22 protein-coding genes are annotated in these 21,199 nt (G+C 66.8%); 12 read left to right on the top strand and 10 right to left on the bottom strand.

Annotated features, from left to right (window positions below):
* Nucleotides 1–69 precede the first annotated feature (69 nt).
* The 6 genes from L2U69_RS07745 (at nucleotide 70) to L2U69_RS07720 (ending at nucleotide 6,996) form a co-directional block, all read left to right on the top strand.
* Nucleotides 70–1,281 (top strand): aspartate aminotransferase family protein, encoded by a 1,212-nt coding sequence (locus L2U69_RS07745; RefSeq protein WP_236106213.1) that lies wholly within the window; start codon nucleotides 70–72, stop codon nucleotides 1,279–1,281.
* Complete coding sequence (gene argF, locus L2U69_RS07740; protein ID WP_236106212.1) at nucleotides 1,278–2,225, top strand: ornithine carbamoyltransferase; 948 nt, start codon at nucleotides 1,278–1,280, stop codon at nucleotides 2,223–2,225. Before L2U69_RS07745 ends, argF begins: the two co-directional genes overlap by 4 nt.
* 184 nt (nucleotides 2,226–2,409) lie before the next feature.
* Nucleotides 2,410–3,327 (top strand): Hsp33 family molecular chaperone, encoded by a 918-nt coding sequence (locus L2U69_RS07735; protein ID WP_236106211.1) that lies wholly within the window; start codon nucleotides 2,410–2,412, stop codon nucleotides 3,325–3,327.
* Between the two features lie 41 nt (nucleotides 3,328–3,368).
* Nucleotides 3,369–3,962 (top strand): hypothetical protein, encoded by a 594-nt coding sequence (locus L2U69_RS07730; RefSeq protein ID WP_236106210.1) that lies wholly within the window; start codon nucleotides 3,369–3,371, stop codon nucleotides 3,960–3,962.
* A 74-nt stretch (nucleotides 3,963–4,036) separates the two neighbouring features.
* Nucleotides 4,037–4,405: a DUF4345 family protein gene (locus L2U69_RS07725; RefSeq protein ID WP_236106209.1), complete on the top strand. Its 369-nt coding sequence runs from the start codon at nucleotides 4,037–4,039 to the stop codon at nucleotides 4,403–4,405.
* 287 nt (nucleotides 4,406–4,692) lie between these two features.
* Nucleotides 4,693–6,996 carry an nSTAND3 domain-containing NTPase gene (locus tag L2U69_RS07720; protein ID WP_236106208.1) on the top strand — a complete coding sequence of 768 codons (2,304 nt, stop codon included), beginning with the start codon at nucleotides 4,693–4,695 and terminating at the stop codon, nucleotides 6,994–6,996.
* A gap of 344 nt (nucleotides 6,997–7,340) precedes the next feature.
* Here L2U69_RS07720 and L2U69_RS07710 read toward each other — a convergent pair whose 3' ends face one another.
* From L2U69_RS07710 to L2U69_RS07680, 7 genes are all read right to left on the bottom strand, one after another.
* Complete coding sequence (locus L2U69_RS07710) at nucleotides 7,341–8,366, bottom strand: zinc-binding dehydrogenase (RefSeq protein ID WP_236106207.1); 1,026 nt, start codon at nucleotides 8,364–8,366, stop codon at nucleotides 7,341–7,343.
* 16 nt (nucleotides 8,367–8,382) lie between these two features.
* On the bottom strand, nucleotides 8,383–9,108 hold the full coding sequence (locus L2U69_RS07705; RefSeq protein WP_236106206.1) for an SDR family oxidoreductase: 726 nt from the start codon (nucleotides 9,106–9,108) through the stop codon (nucleotides 8,383–8,385).
* Between the two features lie 2 nt (nucleotides 9,109–9,110).
* Complete coding sequence (locus L2U69_RS07700) at nucleotides 9,111–10,361, bottom strand: beta-ketoacyl-ACP synthase (protein WP_236106205.1); 1,251 nt, start codon at nucleotides 10,359–10,361, stop codon at nucleotides 9,111–9,113.
* 12 nt (nucleotides 10,362–10,373) lie between these two features.
* Nucleotides 10,374–11,564 (bottom strand): beta-ketoacyl-ACP synthase, encoded by a 1,191-nt coding sequence (locus L2U69_RS07695; protein WP_236106204.1) that lies wholly within the window; start codon nucleotides 11,562–11,564, stop codon nucleotides 10,374–10,376.
* A 34-nt stretch (nucleotides 11,565–11,598) separates the two neighbouring features.
* Complete coding sequence (locus L2U69_RS07690) at nucleotides 11,599–12,057, bottom strand: 3-hydroxyacyl-ACP dehydratase FabZ family protein (protein WP_236106203.1); 459 nt, start codon at nucleotides 12,055–12,057, stop codon at nucleotides 11,599–11,601.
* A 9-nt stretch (nucleotides 12,058–12,066) separates the two neighbouring features.
* On the bottom strand, nucleotides 12,067–12,345 hold the full coding sequence (locus L2U69_RS07685; RefSeq protein WP_236106202.1) for an acyl carrier protein: 279 nt from the start codon (nucleotides 12,343–12,345) through the stop codon (nucleotides 12,067–12,069).
* A gap of 129 nt (nucleotides 12,346–12,474) precedes the next feature.
* Nucleotides 12,475–12,756 (bottom strand): hypothetical protein, encoded by a 282-nt coding sequence (locus tag L2U69_RS07680; RefSeq protein ID WP_236106201.1) that lies wholly within the window; start codon nucleotides 12,754–12,756, stop codon nucleotides 12,475–12,477.
* Between the two features lie 87 nt (nucleotides 12,757–12,843).
* Between L2U69_RS07680 and L2U69_RS07675 the strand changes: the two genes are divergently transcribed.
* On the top strand, nucleotides 12,844–13,134 hold the full coding sequence (locus tag L2U69_RS07675; protein WP_236106200.1) for a hypothetical protein: 291 nt from the start codon (nucleotides 12,844–12,846) through the stop codon (nucleotides 13,132–13,134).
* A 22-nt stretch (nucleotides 13,135–13,156) separates the two neighbouring features.
* On the top strand, nucleotides 13,157–13,915 hold the full coding sequence (locus tag L2U69_RS07670) for a TSUP family transporter (RefSeq protein ID WP_236106199.1): 759 nt from the start codon (nucleotides 13,157–13,159) through the stop codon (nucleotides 13,913–13,915).
* A 132-nt stretch (nucleotides 13,916–14,047) separates the two neighbouring features.
* Here the strand turns inward: L2U69_RS07670 and L2U69_RS07665 are convergent, their stop codons facing one another.
* Nucleotides 14,048–14,692, bottom strand: coding sequence for a YitT family protein (locus tag L2U69_RS07665; RefSeq protein WP_236106198.1), 645 nt, complete (start codon nucleotides 14,690–14,692; stop codon nucleotides 14,048–14,050).
* Between the two features lie 350 nt (nucleotides 14,693–15,042).
* Between L2U69_RS07665 and L2U69_RS07660 the strand changes: the two genes are divergently transcribed.
* On the top strand, nucleotides 15,043–16,746 hold the full coding sequence (locus L2U69_RS07660) for a putative bifunctional diguanylate cyclase/phosphodiesterase (RefSeq protein ID WP_236106197.1): 1,704 nt from the start codon (nucleotides 15,043–15,045) through the stop codon (nucleotides 16,744–16,746).
* Between the two features lie 11 nt (nucleotides 16,747–16,757).
* Here the strand turns inward: L2U69_RS07660 and dinB are convergent, their stop codons facing one another.
* Nucleotides 16,758–17,861 carry a DNA polymerase IV gene (gene dinB, locus L2U69_RS07655; RefSeq protein ID WP_236106196.1) on the bottom strand — a complete coding sequence of 368 codons (1,104 nt, stop codon included), beginning with the start codon at nucleotides 17,859–17,861 and terminating at the stop codon, nucleotides 16,758–16,760.
* Between the two features lie 133 nt (nucleotides 17,862–17,994).
* Here dinB and modA point away from each other — a divergent pair, with 133 nt between their 5' ends.
* From modA to modC, 3 genes are read left to right on the top strand one after another with little or no spacing between them, the layout of a single operon-like run.
* On the top strand, nucleotides 17,995–18,795 hold the full coding sequence (modA, locus tag L2U69_RS07650) for a molybdate ABC transporter substrate-binding protein (protein WP_236106195.1): 801 nt from the start codon (nucleotides 17,995–17,997) through the stop codon (nucleotides 18,793–18,795).
* Nucleotides 18,796–18,802: 7 nt separating this feature from the next.
* On the top strand, nucleotides 18,803–19,489 hold the full coding sequence (gene modB / locus L2U69_RS07645) for a molybdate ABC transporter permease subunit (protein ID WP_236106194.1): 687 nt from the start codon (nucleotides 18,803–18,805) through the stop codon (nucleotides 19,487–19,489).
* A 10-nt stretch (nucleotides 19,490–19,499) separates the two neighbouring features.
* Nucleotides 19,500–20,570, top strand: a complete 1,071-nt coding sequence (gene modC / locus L2U69_RS07640; RefSeq protein WP_236106193.1) for a molybdenum ABC transporter ATP-binding protein — start codon at nucleotides 19,500–19,502, stop codon at nucleotides 20,568–20,570.
* Between the two features lie 3 nt (nucleotides 20,571–20,573).
* Here modC and L2U69_RS07635 read toward each other — a convergent pair whose 3' ends face one another.
* Nucleotides 20,574–21,119: a metallophosphoesterase family protein gene (locus L2U69_RS07635; protein ID WP_236106192.1), complete on the bottom strand. Its 546-nt coding sequence runs from the start codon at nucleotides 21,117–21,119 to the stop codon at nucleotides 20,574–20,576.
* Between the last annotated feature and the right edge of the window lie 80 nt (nucleotides 21,120–21,199).

Below are 21,199 nucleotides of genomic sequence, written 5' to 3'. Positions count from 1 at the left end.
TGGCGGTTTACGCATTCCATGGGGGAAGGCGGGCCACCGGCAGGGGTTTCTATTTTCAGGAGCCAACTCGTGACCACGTCCGCCGTCCTGCCGACCTATGCGCGTGCCGACCTCGCCTTCGAGAAGGGCGAGGGCGCCTGGCTGGTGTCGACCGACGGCCGACGATTCCTGGATTTCGCCGCCGGCATCGCCGTCTGCGCCTTCGGTCACGCCCATCCCTATCTGGTCAAGGCGCTGACGGAACAGGCGGGCAAGGTCTGGCACACGTCCAACATGTTCCGCATCCCGGGACAGGAGCGCCTGGCCCAGCGGCTGGTGGACGCCACCTTCGCCGACTATGTCTTCTTCACCAATTCCGGTGCGGAAGCGGTCGAATGCGCGATCAAGACGGCCCGCAAGTATCACAGCGCCACCGGCAATCCGGAGCGCTGGCGCATCGTCACCTTCGAAGGCGCTTTCCACGGCCGGACGCTGGCGACCATCGCCGCCGCCGGCCAGCAGAAGCTGGTCGAAGGCTTCGGCCCGGTGGTCGAGGGCTTCGACCACGTGCCCTTCGGCGATCTCGACGCCCTCAAGGCCGCGATCACCCATGAGACGGCCGGCGTGCTGTTCGAGCCGATCCAGGGCGAGGGCGGCATCAACCCCCTGTCCGACGAGAAGATGCGCGCCATCCGCGAGCTCTGCGACGAGAACGGCATCCTCCTGATCCTCGACGAGGTTCAATGCGGCATGGGCCGTACCGGCAAGCTCTTCGCCCATGAATGGGCCGGCGTCGCGCCGGACATCATGGCGACGGCGAAGGCGATCGGCGGCGGTTTCCCGCTCGGTGCCTGCCTCGCCACCGAGAAGGCGGCCATCGGCATGACCGCGGGCAGCCATGGCTCCACCTATGGCGGCAATCCGCTGGCCATGGCCGTGGGCAATGCCGTCCTCGACCTGATGCTGGAGCCGGGCTTCCTCGACCGGGTGAATGCCATCGCGTCCAGCCTCCGCCAGTCGCTGGCGATGATCGTCGACAGCCATCCGGACATCGTGGAGGGCATTCGCGGCCGGGGCCTGATGCTGGGCCTCAAGGTCCGCGACGGCATCGAGAACAAGCGCCTGCAGGCGGCCATGCGCAACGCGGGCCTGATCGGCGTCGGCGGCGGCGAGAATACGGTTCGCCTGCTGCCCCCCCTGAACATCACCGAAGAAGAGGTGGCCGCGGCCGCCCGGCTTCTCGATACCGCCTGCGCCGCACTGTCGGCCGAAGTGAAGGCGGATATGAAGGCTGCATCATGAGTGTCGTGAATTTCACCAAGACGCCTCGGCATTTCCTCGATCTCGACCGCCTCGATAAGGCTACGCTCCGCGCCATCATCGACCGCGCGAAGAAGCTGAAGACCGCGCGCCACGGCCTGCCCAAGGGCGTGCCCGATGCCGGCAGCCCGCTCGACGGCCGTATCCTGGCGATGATTTTCGAGAAGCAGTCGACCCGCACCCGCGTCTCCTTCGACGTCGGCATGCGCCAGCTCGGCGGCCAGACCCTGCTGCTGCTCGGCACCGAACTGCAGCTCAACCGCGAAGAGACGATCGCCGATACGGCGCGTGTCCTCTCGCGTTACGTCGATGCCATCATGCTGCGCACCTCGGACCACAGCAATCTGACCGAGATGGCCGAGGCGGCGACGGTGCCGGTGATCAACGGCCTGACGCGCTGGTCGCATCCGTGCCAGATCATGGCCGACATCATGACCTACGAGGAGCACCGGGGTGACATCGCCGGTCGCACCTTCGCCTGGCTCGGCGACGGCAACAATGTGGCGCGCAGCTTCATCCATGCCGCCGCCCGATTCGATTTCGCGCTGCGCCTCGCCTGCCCGGACGAACTGGCGCCGCCGAAGGAGATCCTCGACTGGGCGGCCAGGGAAGGCGCCAGGGTCACCGTGACCCGCGACGCCGACGCGGCGGCCGAGGGCGCGGACGCCATCGTCACCGACACCTGGGTCTCCATGGGCGACACCGAGGCGGAACGCCGGCACAACCTGCTGGCACCCTACCGCGTCGATGCGCGGCGCATGGGCCTGGGCGCCAAGGACGCGGTGTTCCTCCACTGCCTGCCGGCGCATCGGGGCGAGGAAGTGACGTCGGACGTCATCGACGGCCCGCAGTCCATCGTCTGGGACGAGGCGGAAAACCGCCTGCACGCCCAGAAGGGCATCCTGGCCTGGTGCCTCGCCGACTGATCGGGTGCCCTTCCCCCAGGAGATCCCGGCCTTCGCCGGGATGACCCTTGGGGGAGATGAACGCCAATGGATGTGACGCCTGAGGAATAGAGGCACCCAACTGGGCCATTGAGGCCCCGCGGAGCTTCAGCGAAGCGAGCCAAGCGCGCGGATGCGCGCGCCCGGCGCTTGAGGGTGAACATAGATGAACGACAACGAGAAGGGCCTGGATCGGGTCTTGCCGTTTCAGATCGATACGCTCGACGTGCGTGGGCGCCATGTCCGGCTGGGGCCGGTGGTCGATACGATCCTCGCCCGGCACGATTATCCCGATGCCGTGTCGGGCCTGTTGGCGCAGGCGATCCTGGTCGCCGTGCTGCTCGGCAATTCGGTGAAGTTCGACGGCACCTTCACGGTCCAGACCAAGAGCGACGGCGCGGTCTCCATGGTGGTCGCCGATTTCACCACGCCGGGCGCCGTTCGCGGCTATGCCCAGTTCGACCGCGAGGCCCTGGACCGCCTGGGTCCCGATCCCGCCTTCGGTGCCCTGGTCGGCAAGGGTTACCTGGCCATGACCCTGGACCAGGGGCCGGAGACCGACCGCTATCAGGGTATCGTCGCGCTGGAGGGCGAGGATCTGGCCGAATGCGCCGAAGCCTATTTCCGCGATTCCGAACAGATACCGACCCTGGTGCGCCTCGCCGCCCGCCGGGCCTGGCCGGACGGGCCGTGGCTGGCCGGCGGTCTGATGGTCCAGCACCTGCCCCACGGCAGCGCCGGCCCGCGCGCCGATGTCGGCGGCCATCTGCCCGATCCGGCGGCGGAGGACCGCTGGGTCAACGCCCGCAGCAAGGCGGCGACGGTGACGGCGGAGGAACTGGTCGGCCCGGAACTGCGGATGGAGGAAGTCGCCTGGCGGCTCTATCACGAGGACGACGTCAGGGTCTATTCGACCCCCGTGGTCTCCGTCGGCTGCCGGTGCTCGCGCGAGCGGATCTCGCAGGTTCTCGCCCAATTTTCGCCCGAAGACCGTGCGGATATGGCGGTCGACGGGAAGATCCTCGTCACCTGTGAATTCTGCAACGCCGGCTTTGCCTTCGACCCCGAGACGGTGGAAGCTTGATCGGCAAGGCCTGACTGGCGAAAATCTACCGGAAGAAGACCATGATCTCGCGTCGCGCGTTTCTCGTCGCCGTGCCTCTCGTTCCGTCCCTGGCCGGGCTCGGCGCCTGCGCCGCGACCGATCCGGCACCCAGCTTCCCGCCGTTCCATGTCGGCGGCGCGCCGCTCCGCCTGAACGTCGCCGAGATCGAGGTGGTCGACCGCTCCAGCTTCTTCGGCGAAGGCCATGTCGAGGGTGAATTCGACGTGCCGCCCCTGACCGCCCTGACCAACTGGCTCGGCGACCGTCTGCAGGCCGCCGGCAGCAGCGGCAGGCTGACGGTGACGATCACCGACGCTTCGGCGATCGAGGAACGGCTGGCCACGACGGGCGGCGTGCAGGGCGTGTTCACGGACGAGCCCGGCGCCCGCGTCACCACCCGCCTCGACGTCCGCTTCGATGCCCGGCGCGAAATCACCGACGGCACCACCACGGCCCAGACCACCGTCAGCGTCAGCCAGACCGACACCGTGCCCAAGGACGCCGGCTTCACGGAACGGCGCCAGGTGCTCTATGGCCTCAGCCGCCGCCTGATCGAGGATTTCGACGCCAAGGCGATCCCGGCCCTCCGGCGATATATGGCCGATTTTCTCTGATCCCCGCTGCCGCGCGCGGTCGTGGCCGTGCTACCCTCCCGGGAAAGTGCTCGCTCGAGCGGGAGGGGGAGGGGATGGACGGGTTTCTGATCGTCACCGGCATCATCATCGTGCTGGTCGGGCTGCGGCCCTTCTTCGATCCCGACGGTGCGAGCGAAACGCTGGGCATCACCCTCGGCGGCGTCAATGCCCGCAGCCAGACCCGCGCCGGCATGGGCGGCGTCACCCTCGTCTCCGGCGCCCTCTCGATCGCCGCCGCCTGGATGCCGGCCCTGGCCCTGCCCGCCCTGGTGCTGATCGCCGTCCTGACCGGCGGCCTCACCCTGGGCCGCCTGTTCAGCCTCGTCACCGACGGCCGTCCCACGACGCTGATCTGGGTCTCGATGGTGTTTGAGATCCTGGGGTTCGTGCAGGCGATCTATTGGATCAGTGTCATGATGTAGGGTGAGCAGACAGGGAGGCGGCTTTCAATGCACCGCAGGACGAAAATACCTTTGTCGCTGTTGGGGCGGCTCATAGCATCACTTGCGTCTTGAACTGATTAATTAGTGGGGTGTCACCGTAATTCCGTAATTCTCGATCTCGTGCGCAACACCGTCAATCTGGCACAAGCGAGCCGACATCGTCTGAAAGACGGGCGCGTCTCCCTGGCCCAATGACGCTGTCTGAGGATTTTGGACTGGATGGTCATCCAGTCAGCTAGGCCGAGCGCTTAAAAATTGAGGTGTCGTTGGAAATCAATAATCAAGAAGCGAAACGAGTATCGAACCTTACAGAGGTGGACGGCTCATTTTTGCCATCAGCGCAAGGACCATTAATCGATTACGCTCTTCACACTTTAGGCTGGAAGTCGTTTCAAGACCTGTGCGTAGCAATCGCTCAGGAAGTGCTCAAACGGTCGGTTGAGACATTTCTGCCCTCAAAGGACGGCGGGCGCGATGGTGCATTTCTAGGCCGTTGGTCCAATGGAGGTGCAGCCGGTCGCTCGACAATCCAATGCAAATTCACGAGCAAGGCGGATGCACCGCTAAGCCTGAGCGCCGTGAAGGGCGAATTGACCAAGGCCGGAAAGCTTGCAGCCAGAGGGTTGGCTGAAGACTACATCCTTCTCACAAATCACAGCGTATCGGGCACGCAGGCCGACGCAATCGCTGCGGCGTTCGAAGCGGTGGGCGTGAAGAACTGTGTCGTTCTTGGGCGTGACTGGATAGCACAGCAAATTCGGGAATCGTCACGGCTACGGGTGATGGTGCCGAGGGTCTATGGATTGGGAGATCTTTCCCAAATCCTTGATGAGCGGGCCTATGCGCAATCTCACGCGGTCCTGAGCGCACTTGGGGACGATCTGGCATGTTTCGTTGTAACAGATGCTCATCGTCACAGCGTGGACGCGCTACTCAATCATAATTTTGTCTTGCTGCTTGGAGATCCAGCTTCCGGAAAATCGACCATCGCCGCGAGTCTCGCTTTGGGGGCGCTCGATCACTGGCACGCGCCGACGATCCGCGTGACCAGTCCTGAAGACATCATGCGGCATTGGAATCCCGATGACCCCAAGCAGTTCTTCTGGATAGATGATGCTTTCGGCGCCACTCAGTACCAACGCCATATTGCCGACGCCTGGAATCGGCAGATGCCCCTAATGGCTGCCGCGTTGCGCAAGGGTGCGCGCTTCCTGCTGACATCCCGCACCTACATCTGGCGATCAGCTCATCGCGATCTCAAAACCGGAGCGTTTCCGCTTTTCGACAAATCTCAGGTGGTCATCAACGTCCAAGGCTTGGCAACCGCCGAGAAGGCGCAAATCCTGTACAATCACATTAAACGCGGTGATCAACCGGCTGCGTTTAAGAAGGCAATCAAGCCTCATTTGGCAAAACTTGCGGAAGATGCATCTTTTCTTCCTGAGACAGCTCGTCGCCTCGGGTCTGCATTCTTTACGGAGAAAGTGACCCTCGATGAGGAGGGCTTGCTTGATTTTGCACGGCGACCCGTCGATTTCCTCAAAGACGTGCTGCGCAATCTCGATCGAGGCGAAGCGGCCGCAGTTGCACTGATTTTCATGCACGGCGGGCAACTCGCGTCACCGATCGAGAATGACGACCGTATAGCGTTGATCACAGAACTTTTGGGCGTAACCGCTGCCGAAATCCGGCTCGCGCTCGATTCGCTTCGCGGAAGTCTTGCCCTGCTTGTTGACACAACGGAGGGGCCTAAATGGACCTTCAAGCACCCGACTATTGGCGATGCCTATGCTGCACTCGTCGCCAATTCACCTGAACTGACCGAAATTTACCTGCGCGGCGCGAAATTCGAACGGCTGCTTGAGGAGGTTGTGTGCGGCGGGGTGGAACTGCGTGGCGCGAGCGTCCGTGTCGGCCCATCGTTGTATCCGGCGCTTCTCAATCGTTTGCTCGTACATCCCATTGACTACCGCATCCGCTATTTTCTCGGTCAACGCTGCGACACTGCGTTCTTGCGGCTGGTTGTAGACCAGGCGCCTGACGTTCTCGATCTCCGCCCAGGCGCATTCATGGCGTACTCCTCCGAAAATCGACTACTGGCGAAGCTGCACCTGGCGAAACTTTTGCCCGACGAAAAGCGCCTCAGCCTCGTAGAACACATTGTCGATACGACTCTTACGGTCCCGGATGGAGGTGTTTTTCGCGACGACTCTCTGCGGTCTCTCCTGACAGATGCCGAGTTTGACGATCTCTTAGCACGAGTAAGGGGAGACGTTATTGATCAACTCGACACTCATATTTCCGATTGGAAGTCGAATTGCGGGGATAGTGACCCGGATAGTCACTTCGATGAGTTGTCGAGCTTATTGGACGGTATCGAGGACGCGCTTCCGATCGATGACACCGACCGTACTAAGATCGATATCGGGCGAATTGCGATCGTGAAGGCGATTGAGGATCTCAATGAGACCCGTGCCCCCGACATTGAAGATCGAGTGGAAACGCCCGTTGGCCGAGCCGCCAATGCACGTTCGAACATACAGTCAATCTTTGACGACGTGGACCGCTGAGAATACTACTACATTGGCGCAGTGCTGCCGCCAAACTCCCGATATTGCCGCCGATCATCGTACACAACCATGCGCTATGGCAGCATCTGCTAGGCCGTAGACTCATAAGCTCTGACACCAGCTTCTCGCAGCGACGAGCTTCACGGCTGCGAGATAGTTTTCCGGCCGCTTGTCATAGCGCGTTGCGATGCCCCGGAACTGTTTGATTTTGTTGAAGAACCGTTCGACAAGGTTGCGCTGTCGATAGACCCAGCGGGAGAAGACGAAGAATTCCGGTGACGAATTCCGCGAATTCCGGTGACACTCCACTAAATTCTCTCGTCGTAGACCCGAACCTCACCCCCTCACGGCACATGCGCCACGATCTTGCCGAAGAGGTCGCGGCTCTGCATGCGGCGGAGCGCGGCGCCGATGTCGCCTAGGTCGATTTCGCTGTCGATGACGGGGCGGATGCCTTCGGACATCTTGCGCAACCCCTCGCGGATGTTGGCGAAATTGGCGCCGAAGGAACCGAAGATGCGGAGTTGCATCTGGAAGAGCTGGAACAGATTGGTTTCGGCCGAGACGCCGGTCGTGGAGCCGCAGGTGACGAGGCGGCCGCCGCGCTTCAGGCAGAACAGGGATTTGGCCCAGGTGTCGGGCCCGACATGCTCGAAGACGACATCCACGCCCTTCTTGTCGGTGGCGCGGCGCACGATCGATTCGAAGCGGTCCTTGTTGTAGTTGATGGCGACATCGGCGCCGAGATCGAGCACCTTCTGGATCTTCTCGTCCGAGCCGACGGTGGTGAAGACATAGGCGCCGGCCTGTTTCGCCATGCGGATCGCCGTGGTGCCGATGCCCGAGCCGCCGGCCTGGATCAGCACCGTCTCGCCCGCTTCCAGCTTGGCATTCTCGAACAGCATGTGCTGGACCGTGCCGAAGGTGGTGGTGGCGCAGGCGGCGTCGACGTCGTTCACATTGTCGGGAATGGCGATCGCCTGACGGGGATCGAGGTTCAGGAACTGCGCCGCGACGCCATCGATGTGAAAGCCCATGATGCCGGCGATATTCTCGCACAGGTTCTCCTGGCCCTTCAGGCAGCGCCTGCAGTGGCCGCAGGTGACGCCGGCATAGATCGCCACCCGGTCGCCGATCCTGTGGCTGGTCACGCCGTCGCCTAGGGCCACCACTTCGCCCGCGCCCTCGACCGCGACGGTGAGGGGGAGCTTCCGCTTGGCGAAGGCCATGCCGCGCAGGCCCCAGACGTCGATATGATTGAGCGCCACGGTCTTCATGCGGACCTGGATCCGGCCGGGCGGCGGCGGGGGCGGCGCCTCCATCTCCACGAGTTCGGTACGGCCTTCCTCGATCAGGCGCAGCGCCAGCATTTCTCTATCCTATCCGTCACTTCGAAGCGGCAAGGGCGATGCCCAGCCCGCCGTCCACCGTCAGGGTGGTGCCATTGACATAAGCGGCACCGTCGCGCAACAGAAAGCCGACGGCCGCCGCGACCTCCGCCGCCGTGCCGAGGCGCTGGGCCGGGATCGCCTTGGCGAGGCCCGACGCCGCGTCGCCGGCCATGGCGGTGTCGATCCAGCCGGGCGCCACCACATTGGCGGTCACGCCCCGGCGCCCGACCTCCACCGCCAGGGTGCGGACATAGGCTTCCAAGGCGGATTTGGAGGCGGCATAGGCGCCGTTGCCCACGGTGCCGCGCGCCGCGGCCAGCGCGCCGATGGCGACGATCCGGCCGCGCCGCGCCGCCGTCATGCCGCGCACCACGCCCTTGACCAGGGCCATGAAGGCGAAAAGGTTCACCTGCATCACCTCGGCCGCGCGCTCGATGTCGAGAGTGGCGGCCAGCGCGTCATGGGTGGCGCCGGCATTGTGGACGAGCGCGGCGAAGGAGGCGTCCCGTTCGGCGAGGGCTTCGGCGCAAGCGGCGACCGCCGCCCGGTCGGCGAGGTCGAGGCGGATCGCTTCCGCCCCGGTCTCGTCCGCCAGCGCCTCGGCCGCCGCGCCGTCCGAGCGCCAGGTGAAACTGACCGCCCAGCCCTCGGCCGACAGGTGCCGGACCAGCGCCGAACCGATGCCGCCGGTCCCGCCGGTGACGAGAACCGCGCCGGCCATGGTCAGTCCGGATTGCGGCCGATGACGAGGCAGACGTTCTGCCCGCCGAAGCCGAAGGAATTGGACAGGATCAGGTCCACCTCGGCCGGGCGCGCCTCGTTCGGCACGAAGTCGAGGGGAATGTCCGCCGGGCCTTCGTGATTGATGGTGGGCGGCAGCACCTGGTGCTGGAGCGTCAGGATCGAGATCGCCGCCTCGACCGCGCCGGCGGCGGTCAGGGTGTGGCCGATCATCGACTTGTTGGACGAGACCGGCACATTGGCGGCGTCGTCGCCGAACACCGCCTGGATGCCGAAGGCTTCCATCTTGTCGTTTTCCGGCGTCGAGGTGCCGTGGGCGTTGATGTAGTCGATGTCGCCGGGGGCGACGCCGGCATCGTCCAGGGCATCGCTGATGGCGCGGATGATCGCTTCGCCGTTGGGGTTGGAGCGGGTGCGGTGGAAGGTGTCCGCTGCCTCGCCCACGCCCCTTATGTAGCCGAGGATGGTGGCGCCGCGCGCCTTGGCCGCCTCCGCGTCCTCCAGCACCAGGGCGCCGGCGCCTTCCGCCATGACGAAGCCGTCGCGTCCCTTGGCGAAGGGCCGGGCCGCCTTGGTCGGATCCTCGTTGTTGGTCGAGAGCGCGGAGAGCAGGGTGAAGCGGATCAGGGCTTCCATATGGATCGAGCCGTCGGTGCCGATCGCCAGCGCCGCCTTGGTCTGGCCCCGGCGGATCGCCTCGACCCCCAATTGGATCGCGGTCGCGCCCGAGGCGCAGGCGGTGGTCAGGGTGATCGGGCTGCCCTTGGTGCCGAATTCATCCGCCAGCCGGTCGGCGATGGTGCCGTTGATGAAATCGACATAGAGGTCTTCGCCGGCTTGGGCGGCCGCGGCCATCATGCCGCCATAGGTATGGGGCTGGCCGGGGGCCTGGCGGTCCAGGCGCACGCGCTGGGGCCATTCATGCTCGACGGGCGGCGAGGCGAGGAAGAGTTCGCCCGGAAAATCGCCCGGCGTGCCGATGCCCGACTGGGCCACGGCTTCGCCGGCGGCGGTCTTCGCCAGGGCGAAGGAGAGTTGGGTGGCCGAGAACGGCTCTTCCAGCAGGAAGTCGACCGAGCCGCCGATGGTGGTGCGCAATTTGTCGGTCGGGAAGCGGGTGATGCGGTGGATGCCGGACTTGCCGGCCGACAGCGCCTGCCAGTTCGCCTCGGCACCCTTGCCGAGCGACGTGACGAGGCCGATGCCGGTGACCGCGACGGGACGAGAGGCCATGTCGAACCCTCCTCAGATGCGCTCGACGAGGGCCATTCCCTCGCCGCGCCGATGGCCCCAGGTGGTGACCACGGCCTGGGTGACGTCGGCGGCGGGTGCCGCCTCCACCGGGTCGTCGGTCAGGGCCGGGAACAGTTTGCCTTCGCGGACCGCCTTGGTGGCGAGCACGAGATTGGTCAGGAAGCTGCATTCGATGGAATGGCCGAGGGCGGCGGCGGTCGGCCGCACCTGCGCCGCCTCGGCGCCCTGGACCATCTTCATCAGGAAATCATGTTCCTCCGCCGTTGCCGGGCCGGAACCGCAGGCGCCCGATAGCACGGCGCAGCCGGGCTTCGGCGCCAGCATCGCCCATTCGCGCGCGGCATTGGCGCTGGCCTGGCCGGGTTCGCGGCGACAACGGTCGTTCAGCACGCCGGACAGGCGGGCCAAGGGCTTGGCGCCCCTCGCTTCGGCGCTTTCGCGCGACTCGATCACCAGGAAGGCCCCGGCGGAGCCGAGCGCCATGCCCGCCTTGGGGCGCCGCCAGAACGGCAGGGCCGGATCTTCCAGCAGGAAGCCGCCGGCCTGATAGAGCAGGGGAATGTCCCTGCGCGAGGCGTTGAAGGCGCTGCCCACCAGGAAGAGATCGTCCTGGCCGCCCTGGATCCGTTCATAGGCGACGCGGACCGCGTCGACGCCCGACGCCTCCTCGCCCATGAAGGTGCGGCTGGAGCCCGAGACGCCGAGCACGATCGAGATGTTGCCGGCGAAGAGATTGGGCAGTTGCGCCAGGAACAGGGTGGGGCGGAGTTCGGTCTGGAGCTGTTCCGCCAGCACATCGCCATCGTCCCTGCCGTTCAGGGCGGTCAGGATCGCCTCGTCCACCGCTTCGTCGCGCTCGCCGCCGCCGACGCCGACCATCAGGTTGATCTGCTTCAGCACGTCCGGTTCGGCACCCAGGAGACCGGCCTCGTCCATGGCCATGGCGGCGGCGATACAGCCGGCCAGCATGAAGGGCCCCATGGCGCGCTGGTCGCCGCGCTTCGGCACGAAGCGGTCCAGCGCCGGCAGGGTCATGGGCATGACGGTGAAGGGCGGCAGGAAGGCATGATCGGCGGCGGCGGCGATCGCCGCCTCGTCCGAAAGCCTGTCCCAGGTCTCGTTCAGATCCTGGCCCAGCGGCGACAGCAGCCCCTGGCCGGTGATCCAGACTTCGCGCGTCATGACGATATCTACCTCGGTGTCGGGCCTGCCCGCATCAGGCCTGGGGATGCCCCATGGTGCGGACGAAGGCCAGCATTTTGTCCCGCAACTCGGGCGAAGGGAAAGGGACCACGCGATAGCGGATCTCGGCATCCGCCACCGCCTTGCCGTCCTTCAGGATGCGGGCCTTGCAGACGGCATAGCCCGAGCCCTCGTGGGTCAGCTCGCTGTGCACTTCGAGACTGTCGCCGGGCACGACGAAGCCGCGGAACTTCGCCCGGTCGGCCTGGGCGAGAAAGGCCATCTTCTCATAGCCGTTGCGCGCCAGGATCATGTGGCCGCCGGTCTGCGCCATGCATTCGAGCAGCAGGACGCCGGGCATCAGCGGGTGGCCCGGAAAATGGCCTTCGAAGATGGTCGATTCGGTCGGCACCGTGGCGCGGCAGACGATGGTGCCTTTTTCCGCATCCATCGTCTCGATACCGTCGACGAGCTGGAAATATTCGAGGCGCATGGCGCCCGGTCAGCCCTTGGCGGCGCGCAGCTCGTCGATCTTCGCGGCGAGATTGCCCATGACGAAATAATCCTCGGTCGCGGCGCGGCCTTCGTTCACTTCCTTCATCCAGGCCTCGACCGGCATCTTGATGCCGAACTTCTTGTCGATGGCGAAGGTGACGTCGAGGAAGTCGAGGCTATCGATGCCGAGATCGTCGATCGCATGGCTCTCGGGCGTGATGGTCTCGCGCTCGATGTTGCAGGTCTCGGCGATGATGTCGGCGATGGCGTCGAAAGTGTCGGACATGGAAGGATTGGTCCCTGGGGTCGAAAATATCGCCGCAAGGTAAGGAGTGCGCTTCAATATTGCAATCGGATAGGCAGCGGATCCGGGATGCGCGAATGAAGGGTGTTCTATCGCGACGCCGGCGCCTTGTCAGCGCCGCGGCTTCAGGCGGATCGCCATCGGATGGCCGTCCGGCTTGGTGCCGGCGGCGGCAAGGCGCATGGAGAAGCCGACGGCGCCGCCGCAATGGGGGCAGGCGGCATGGCGGCGCAGTTCCGGCAGGGTGAATTCGGCGCCGAGGCGCGCGATCAGCGAATCGAGGTCGACGTCCGCGCCCTTGCCGCAACTCCTGCAATCCATCCGGAGCGCATAGCCGTGCTCGGCGATCTGTCCGATCGTGTTCAGGTGGACGGCGGCGTATTTGTCGGCCATGGGTGGCAGGGCTCGGTCTGTGGCATGTTTCGGGCATCCTAGTGCCCAGGGGGCAAACGAAAGATTAACGATGACGACGAGGTGCATATGTATGGCGATGTGAGGTTCGTCGTCGCCCAGGCCCTGCCCGGCGGGGCGGAGGCCGGGCAGATCTATCTGGGGCTGCTGTTCCTCGTGCTGATCTCGCTCGCCACCCGGCGCGGCATCGGCCACCTCCTGGTGATCGGCCTCGTCGTTCTCGTCGCCCTCGGGCTCGAGGTGGCGGATGTCGTGGTGCTGCGCCAGTCGGCGCGGTCGGCGCCCATGGATCTTCTGCATTTCCTGCTGGCGCCGCTCGTCCTGTTCGGGCTGGCGCGGGCCCGCCTGCTTCGGCCCTAGTGGATCGACCGGAAACACGATCATGGAATTCCTGGCGGGGCCCGAGGTCCTGGTCCTTCTGTTCGCCGTCGCCCTGGTCGCCGGCTGTATCGACGCGATCGCCGGCGGCGGCGGCCTGCTGACGCTGCCGGTCCTGCTCTGGGCCGGGCTGCCGCCGGCGGCAGCACTCGCCACCAACAAGCTGCAGGGCACGTTCGGCACGCTGGTCGCCAGCGTCACTTTCATCCGCCGGGGCGAAATCGATCTCGCCCGCTTCTGGCCCTTCATCGCAGGCACCTTCGCCGGCTCCGCCGTCGGCACCATCGGCGTCCGCATGGTCGATGCTTCCGCTCTCGAACGGATGATCCCGGTGCTGCTGGTCGGGGTCGCGCTCTATGTCCTGCTGTCGCCCCGGGCGGGCGATATCGAAGCCCACCGCCGGGTGCCGGATGCCGTCTTCATCGGCGCGGTGGCGCCCCTGATCGGCGCCTATGACGGTTTCTTCGGGCCGGGGACGGGATCCTTCTTCGCCATCGGCTTCGTCGCCCTGCTCGGGCATTCGCTGCGCCGGGCGACGGCCCATGCCAAGGTGCTGAACTTCACCTCCAACATCGCCTCCCTCGCCATCTTCGTCGCCGGCGGCCACGTGGTCTGGATCGTCGGCGGGGCGATGGCGCTGGGGCAATTGATCGGCGCGCGGGTGGGGGCCCATCTGGTGGTGCGCGTCGGCGCCCGCATCGTGCGCCCGGTGCTGGTCGTCGTTTCGGTCGTCCTCGCCCTCAAGCTCCTGATCTGGGGCTAGCGCGCGACGTGCCAGTCGCGGCGGTGGTTGCTATCGCGCGACATACCAGTCGCGGCGGTGGTTGCTATCGCGCGACATACCAGTCGCGGCGGTGGTTGCTATCGCGCGACATACCAGTCGCGGCGGTGGTTGCTATCGCGCGACATACCAGTCGCGCCGGTGGTTGAAGGCGACGAGGAGATTGAGGGCCAGCGCCCCGACCAGGGAATGCACGACGGCCCAGCCGTCCAGCACCAGGAAGGCGCCGCCGAAGATCACGACGTCCAGGGACAATTGCAGCCAGCCGGCGCGAAAGCCCGTCTTCTCCTGGACGTAATAGGCGAGGATGCCGACCCCGCCGCCGCTGGCGCCATGGCGGAACAGGCCGATCAGGCCGATGCCGATGCAGAAGCCGGCGACCACCGCGCCGCTGAAGGGTTCGACGTGACTGTATTCGAACAGGCGCGGCGCCAGCCCGGCCAGGGCGGAGATCGCGGTCACGCAGACGATCGAGCGCAGCGTGAAGCCCCGGTCCAGCCGCATCACGGCGAGGACGTAGAAGGGGACGTTCACCAGAAGGAAGATCAGGGCGAAATCGGCCCCCGTGGCATAGGAGATCAGGAAGGCGACGCCCGCCGCCTGACCGGTGATCAGGCCCATGGCGTGCAGCAGGGAGATCCCGAAGGAAATCATCACCACGCCGAAGGCGAGGCCCTGGATATTGTCGAAACGGGAATGCGCGGCGGCCATGGCGCCCGCGCCCGGGGCGCCCGGCGCCGTCTCCCTGTCCGTGGTCATGCTTGCCCTACCCCTTCGATCCCTGAACGCCGATCCCTGAACGCCGATCCCTGAACGCCGACACCGGATCATCCGACGCTACGCCGCTGCGCTGCAATATGCACCATGCACCTGCCTTCGCGCGGCAGTGGATTAACCATAATCGGAGGTGGGGTTGACCTTCGGCAGTTCGCGCGAAACACTTTTGGCGAGATCCAGGCCCTGAAATTCCGCTGAAGAGAAAAAACGGCAATGGAAGCCGGCAGTCGCGGCCGAAGGATCGGGGGCCAGTCGGGCGAGGACAGGGACGGGAGCCGGTTTCCGCCCCGGGGATTCTCGCCCTTTTCGGCGTACTCGACCCAGGGGACGAGATGAACACATTGCCCATGTTCCTGGCGTCCAGCGAGACGCTTCAGGCCATCATCGATGCGGTTCCGACGCCGGTCTTCGTGCTGGACCGGGACCATCGGCTCGTGATCGTCAACGACGCATTGTGCGACCTGCTGGGCTTTCGGGCCCGCGACGTGCTGGGGCGGGCGCCGGCGGGCCATCTGTCCGACGACCAGCGCGAGGCGATCTGGCGCAGCGACGATCATGTCCTCGAGACCGGGGAGCCCGACGACAGCGAGATGGTGGTGCAGGACGCGACCGGCGCGCCGCGCGTCATCCTGATCCAGAAGCGCCGGATCCGAATGCCCGGGCCGCGCCAGATGATCCCCTATATCGTCGGCACGATCACGGATCACACGCCGCTGCGCGAGTCCGAGGAGCGGGCGAAATATCTGGCGGGCCACGATCACCTGACGGCCCTGTCCAACCGCTCCCAATTGAGCGCCGCCCTGGTCGCGGCGACCGACAGCGCGCGGCGCTACGGCTATCGCTTCGCCGTGCTCTCGATCGACCTCGCCGGCTTCAAGACGGTGAACGACGTCCATGGCTTCGCCGTCGGGGACCAGATGCTCCAGATCGTCGCCCAGCGGCTTCAGGCCTTCGCCGGCGAATGCGGTACCGCCTTTCGCATGGGCGGCGACGAATTCTGTCTCATCCTCACCGGGCTCGATCCCAGCGAGGCGGGCGCCACGGCGGAGGATCGGGCGGTCGCGCTGCTGAAGGCGATCGCCGAGCCGGCCGATATCGCCGGGGCCACCGTCACCGTCGGCGCCGCGATCGGCCTTTCGGTCTTTCCCGACGATGCCGGCACGCCGCAGCGCCTGCGCCATCGGGCCGAAAGCGCCATGCGGCGGATCAAGCGCCGGGGCGGCGGCGGCGTCGGGCGCGACAGCGCGCCCACGGTCGGCGAGCGCCCGGCCGAGGCCTGGGACATTCGCGCCGACCTTTCCGCCGGCATCGCGGAAGACGCCTTCCATCTCGCCTATCAGCCCATGGTCGCCGCCGCCGACGGCGCGTTGCACGGATACGAGGCGCTGATGCGCTGGCATCACCCCGAACGCGGGCCCGTCTCGCCCGAAGTCTTCATCCCTGTCGCGGAGGCGTCGGGTCTCATCCTGCCCATGGGCGCCTGGGTGCTGGAGACGGCATGCCGCGAAGCCGCGACCTGGCCGGCGCGCACGCGCGTCGCCGTCAACGTCTCGCCGAAGCAGATCGTCGATCCCGGCTTTCCCCGCACCGTCGCCCGGGTGCTGGCGGAAAGCGGCCTCGATCCGGCGCGCCTCGAACTCGAGATCACGGAGACGACGCTGATTACCGATACCGGGGCGGTCATGGCCGCGATGCAGGCCCTGAAGGCGATCGGTGTCTGCATCGCGCTCGACGATTTCGGCACCGGCTGGTCGTCGCTGGCGATCCTGCGCACCTTTCCCTTCGACCGCATGAAGATCGACCGCGCCTTCGTCTCCCACATCGAGACCGACAGCCGCTCGGTCGCCATCGTCCGCACGGTCGTCAGTCTCGCCCGCGCGCTCGGCGTCGCGGTGACGGCGGAAGGCATCGAGACGCGCGGCCAGCTCCACGCCCTCCGCGCCATGGGATGCGACGAGTTGCAGGGCTTCTTCATCGGACGGCCCGCCGAACGGCCGGCGGCGCCGCGCGCCGACTTTCCCCGCCTGCTGATCTGACGGCGATGCGCTCAGAGCGGCAGGGGCAATTGCGGCGGCGGCGCCGGATCGCTTGCCGAGACCAGGGACGAGAGGCCGACGCCGAGCAGGCGGATGCCCTTCGGCCCGGCCGGTTCCGCCCCCGCCAGGTCCTCGGCGATCCGGATCAGGGTGGCGAGACTGTCGACGGGCGTGGCCAGGGTGCGGCTGCGCGTCGCCTGCTGGAAATCCGGATGGCGCAGCTTCAAGGTGACGGTGCGCCCGGCGACGCCCGCCGCCGCGCAATGGCGCCACACTTTCGCCGCCAGTTCGGCCAGGGCCGCGCGCACCGCCTCGGGCGTGAAGAGATCGGTGTCGTAGGTGGTTTCGGCGCTGACCGACTTGCGCACCCGCTCCGCCGAGACGGGGCGGTCGTCGCGGCCCCGCGCCAGCCAATAGTAATAGTGCCCGATCTTGCCGAAGTGACGCTGCAGGACCTCGAGGTCGAGACCCCTGAGGTCGGCGCCGGTCTCGACCCCGAGGCGCTGCATGCGCGCCGCCGTCGCCGGGCCGATGCCGTGGAATTTGCCGATCGGCAGGGCGGCGACGAAATCCGCCCCTTCCGCCGGGCGGATGACGAAGAGGCCATCGGGTTTTCGCTGGTCCGACGCCATCTTGGCGAGGAACTTGTTGTAGGAGACGCCGGCCGAGGCGGTCAGCCCGGTCTCGGCGCGGATGCGGGCCCGGATCGCTTCGGCGATCCGCGTCGCGGAGCCGCCGCCGAAGCCGCTGCCGGTCACGTCCAGATAGGCTTCGTCCAGGGACAGCGGTTCGATCAGCGCCGTGAATTCGGCGAAAATGTCGCGGATCTGGGCCGAGACCGCACGATAGACATCGAAGCGCGGGCGCACGAAGATCAGATCCGGGCATTTTCGCTGCGCCGTGACCGAGGGCATGGCGGAACGCACCCCGAAGCGCCGCGCCTCATAGCTGGCGGCCGCGACCACGCCCCGGGCACGGGCACCCCCCACCGCCAGCGGCTTGCCGCGCAAGCCGGGGTCGTCCCGCTGCTCCACCGAGGCGTAGAAGGCATCCATGTCGACATGGATGATCTTGCGCGCGCCAGTGGGGCCGGTTTCGGAGGTGTCTTCGGCCATGACGCAGTCTACCGCCACGGCCGATGGGGAACAAAGGGAGAATATCGGCGCGATCTTCGCCGAATGGATAAACCGCTCCCGCTTGATCGGGCGGGAGAAACGTCAACACTGGTAACCATATGAGGTGTCCGTCATGCTGTTGTCGCGTCGCGATCTGATCGCTCTCGCCGCCGCCGTCGGCCTTTCCGCATCCTTGGCCTCGGGGGCCAGGGCGGACGACGGGCCGCTGCTGGTCTTCGCCGCCGCCTCCCTGAAGGAAGCGGTGGGCAGCCTCGCCGAAGCCTATGAGAAGGAGACGGGCACCGAGGTGCAGGTGTCCTTCGCCAGTTCGGGGGCGCTCGCCAAGCAGATCGAGGCCGGCGCCCCGGCCGATGTCTTCATCTCGGCCAACACCAAATGGATGGACGTCCTCTCCGAAAAGGGGCTCACGGTGAAGGCGACGGAAGAGCCGCTGCTCGGCAACGGCCTCGTCCTGGTGGCGCCGGCCGATTCCCCGCTCGAACCCGTCACCATCACCAGGGATCTCGATCTCGCCGGCCTTCTCGGCGACGGCCATCTCGCCATCGGCGAGACCACCTCGGTCCCGGCCGGCACCTATGGCAAGGCGGCGCTGGAAAGCCTCGGCCTCTTCGCCTCGGTCGAGCCGCGGCTGGCCCAGGCCGCCAATGTCCGCGCCGCGCTGGCCCTGGTCGGCCGGGGCGAGGCACCGCTCGGCATCGTCTATGCGACAGACGCGGCGGCGGACCCGCAGGTGAAGGTGGTCGGCACCTTCCCCGAGGGTTCCTATCCCGCCATCGTCTATCCGGTCGCGGTGCTGGCCGAATCGAAGAACCCGGCCGCCGCGTCCTTCGTCGCCTTCCTGAAATCGGCCACGGCGGCGGCCAGCTTCACCGCCGCCGGCTTCACCGTGGTGAACGCCCCCTCGACCAATTGAGGCTTCGATGGACCTGAGCCCGGAAGAAGTCACCGCGATCCTGCTGTCGCTCAAGGTGGCCTTCTGGGCGGTGGCGGTCAGCCTGCCCTTCGGCGTGCTGACCGCCTATGTGCTGTCGCGCGGGCGCTTTCCGGGGATCGCGATCCTGGACGCCCTGGTCTATCTGCCGCTGACCCTGCCGCCGGTGGTGACCGGCTTCGTGCTGCTGATCCTGTTCGGGCGGCGCGGGCCGATCGGCTCTTTCCTGGCGGAGAATTTCGACATCGTCTTCGCCTTCCGCTGGACCGGCGCCGCGCTGGCCGGCGCGGTGATGGGCTTTCCCCTGATGGTGCGGGCGATCCGCCTCTCCTTCGATACGGTCGACCGCAAGCTGGAGGCGGCGGCGGGCACCCTGGGCGCCTCGCCGTTCTGGGTCTTCCTGACGGTGACCCTGCCCATGGTGCTGCCCGGCATCCTGGCCGGGATGATCATGGCCTTCGCCCGGGCCATGGGCGAATTCGGCGCCACCATCACCTTCGTCTCCAACATCCCGGGCGAGACCCAGACCCTGCCGACCGCGATCTATACCCTGACCCAGGTACCGGGGGGCGATGCCGCCGCCTTCCGTCTGGTCGGGATCTCCGTCGCCATTTCGATGGCCGCCCTGATCGCGTCGGAAGTGCTGGCGCGCCGCCTCGGCAAGCGGCTGGCGTGAGGGCGGGGTCATGAGCTTCGAGGTTTCCATCGGCCATCGCGTCGGCGATTTCGCGCTGGACGTCGATTTCGCCGCCGACGGCCGGGTGATCAGCCTGTTCGGGCCTTCCGGCTCCGGCAAGACCAGTATCGTCAATGTCGTCGCCGGCCTGACCCGGCCGCAAAGCGGGCGGATCGCCGTCGACAGTGTCCGTCTGGTCGATACCGCGGCCGGTCTCTGCCTGCCGCCGCACCGCCGGCGCATCGGCTACGTCTTTCAGGAAGGGCGCCTGTTCCCCCATCTGAACGTGCGCCGCAACCTCAATTACGGCCGTTTCTTCGCCCCGCGCGAGGGGGATGTGGCGGATTTCGACGCGGTGGTGGAGATGCTGGGCATCGGCCATCTCCTCGACCGCCGCCCCGCCCTGCTCTCGGGCGGGGAGAAGCAGCGCGTCGCCATCGGCCGCGCCCTGCTGGCGCGGCCCCGTCTCCTCCTCATGGATGAACCGCTGTCCGCCCTCGACGAGGCGCGGCGGCGCGAGATCCTGCCCTTCCTGGCAAGGCTCAGGGACGAGGCCGGGGTGCCCATCGTCCATGTCTCCCACGATCTCGCGGAAGTGGTGGCGCTGGCCGATCATCTGGTGGTGCTGGACCGGGGCCGTGTCGCCGCTTCCGGCCCCCTGGCCGAGGTCATGTCCCGGCTCGATGTGAAGGCCCTCAGCCAGCGCCCGGACGCCGGCGCCCTCCTCGAACTCACCGTCGCGGCTCATGACCCGGCGGCGGGGCTGACCATGCTCGAAGGCCCGGTCGGGCGCCTCTTCGTGCCCCTGTCGCAGGCGGCGCCGGGCAGCGCCTGCCGGCTCTGGGTCCATGCCCGCGACGTCATCGTCGCGACCGCGCGGCCGGAAGGCATCAGCGCCCGCAACATCCTGCCCGCCGTGGTCGGCGAAATCGCGCCCCGCGACGATGGCGAACTCGACCTCCGCCTCGACTGCGGCGGTGCCGCGCTGCTGTCGCGCCTGACCCCGGCCGCCGTCGCCGACCTCGGCCTCGTGCCGGGAAGGGCCGTCCATGTCGTCATGAAGAGCGTGGCGCTGGCCTGAAACTCAGGTGGTTTCGTAGCGGCGCTGAAAGGGTTCCCGATGCGCGGGGCTCGCCGCCAGGACGCGGCGGATGGTGTCGTTGCCGATCGGGCCGAGGTCGGCCCAGGCGGTGTCGACGCCGACGTCCAGGCATTGGCTGTCGCCGGCCATGGCGCCGTGGCAATGGCCGTGGAAGTGGAGCGCGCCGTGATGGCTGCGGTTCCAGACCGCCATCCGGAAATGGCAGAGCACGGCGGGCAGGCCGTCCAGCTTGATCTCGGCGATCTGCGACACCGAGGCCCAGCGCGGCAGGTTGCGGATCTGGCGGCTGTCGTGATTGCCCTCGACCAGGTGGAGCGTGCCGTTCAGGCGTTCCAGGATGTCGCGCGTCTCGCTCGTGTTCCGGAACGACACGTCGCCCAGGTGATGGACCGTGTCGTCCGGCCCGACGATGCGGTTCCAGCGTTCGATCAGGGCCGCGTCCATCGCGTCCTTCGAGGCAAAGCCGCGCAGGCGGACCATGCGCTCATGGCCGAAATGGGTGTCGGACGTGAAGAAGGTCGACGGCATGACGGCCCGATGATGGCACCGGGCTATCCCGGCGTCCATGGGGCGGGAACGGGGGCTCCGGGTGAGAGAGCGATCAACCA

It is taken from the genome of Zavarzinia marina (assembly GCF_021568905.1).
Lineage (GTDB): Bacteria > Pseudomonadota > Alphaproteobacteria > Zavarziniales > Zavarziniaceae > Zavarzinia > Zavarzinia marina.
Note: the sequence above shows the minus strand (reverse complement) of the source record. Positions and strands in the feature narration are given on the sequence as shown.

Bases quoted from the DNA above. Each gene is read 5' to 3' on its own strand.
- argF (WP_236106212.1), top strand. From the start codon at position 1,278: ATGAGTGTCGTGAATTTCACCAAGACGCCTCGGCATTTCCTCGATCTC.
- L2U69_RS07735 (WP_236106211.1), top strand. From the start codon at position 2,410: ATGAACGACAACGAGAAGGGCCTGGATCGGGTCTTGCCGTTTCAGATC.
- L2U69_RS07730 (WP_236106210.1), top strand. From the start codon at position 3,369: ATGATCTCGCGTCGCGCGTTTCTCGTCGCCGTGCCTCTCGTTCCGTCC.
- L2U69_RS07725 (WP_236106209.1), top strand. From the start codon at position 4,037: ATGGACGGGTTTCTGATCGTCACCGGCATCATCATCGTGCTGGTCGGG.
- L2U69_RS07710 (WP_236106207.1), bottom strand. From the start codon at position 8,366: ATGCTGGCGCTGCGCCTGATCGAGGAAGGCCGTACCGAACTCGTGGAG.
- L2U69_RS07705 (WP_236106206.1), bottom strand. From the start codon at position 9,108: ATGGCCGGCGCGGTTCTCGTCACCGGCGGGACCGGCGGCATCGGTTCG.
- L2U69_RS07700 (WP_236106205.1), bottom strand. From the start codon at position 10,361: ATGGCCTCTCGTCCCGTCGCGGTCACCGGCATCGGCCTCGTCACGTCG.
- L2U69_RS07695 (WP_236106204.1), bottom strand. From the start codon at position 11,564: ATGACGCGCGAAGTCTGGATCACCGGCCAGGGGCTGCTGTCGCCGCTG.
- L2U69_RS07690 (WP_236106203.1), bottom strand. From the start codon at position 12,057: ATGCGCCTCGAATATTTCCAGCTCGTCGACGGTATCGAGACGATGGAT.
- L2U69_RS07685 (WP_236106202.1), bottom strand. From the start codon at position 12,345: ATGTCCGACACTTTCGACGCCATCGCCGACATCATCGCCGAGACCTGC.
- L2U69_RS07680 (WP_236106201.1), bottom strand. From the start codon at position 12,756: ATGGCCGACAAATACGCCGCCGTCCACCTGAACACGATCGGACAGATC.
- L2U69_RS07675 (WP_236106200.1), top strand. From the start codon at position 12,844: ATGTATGGCGATGTGAGGTTCGTCGTCGCCCAGGCCCTGCCCGGCGGG.
- L2U69_RS07670 (WP_236106199.1), top strand. From the start codon at position 13,157: ATGGAATTCCTGGCGGGGCCCGAGGTCCTGGTCCTTCTGTTCGCCGTC.
- L2U69_RS07665 (WP_236106198.1), bottom strand. From the start codon at position 14,692: ATGACCACGGACAGGGAGACGGCGCCGGGCGCCCCGGGCGCGGGCGCC.
- L2U69_RS07660 (WP_236106197.1), top strand. From the start codon at position 15,043: ATGAACACATTGCCCATGTTCCTGGCGTCCAGCGAGACGCTTCAGGCC.
- dinB (WP_236106196.1), bottom strand. From the start codon at position 17,861: ATGGCCGAAGACACCTCCGAAACCGGCCCCACTGGCGCGCGCAAGATC.
- modA (WP_236106195.1), top strand. From the start codon at position 17,995: ATGCTGTTGTCGCGTCGCGATCTGATCGCTCTCGCCGCCGCCGTCGGC.
- modB (WP_236106194.1), top strand. From the start codon at position 18,803: ATGGACCTGAGCCCGGAAGAAGTCACCGCGATCCTGCTGTCGCTCAAG.
- modC (WP_236106193.1), top strand. From the start codon at position 19,500: ATGAGCTTCGAGGTTTCCATCGGCCATCGCGTCGGCGATTTCGCGCTG.
- L2U69_RS07635 (WP_236106192.1), bottom strand. From the start codon at position 21,119: ATGCCGTCGACCTTCTTCACGTCCGACACCCATTTCGGCCATGAGCGC.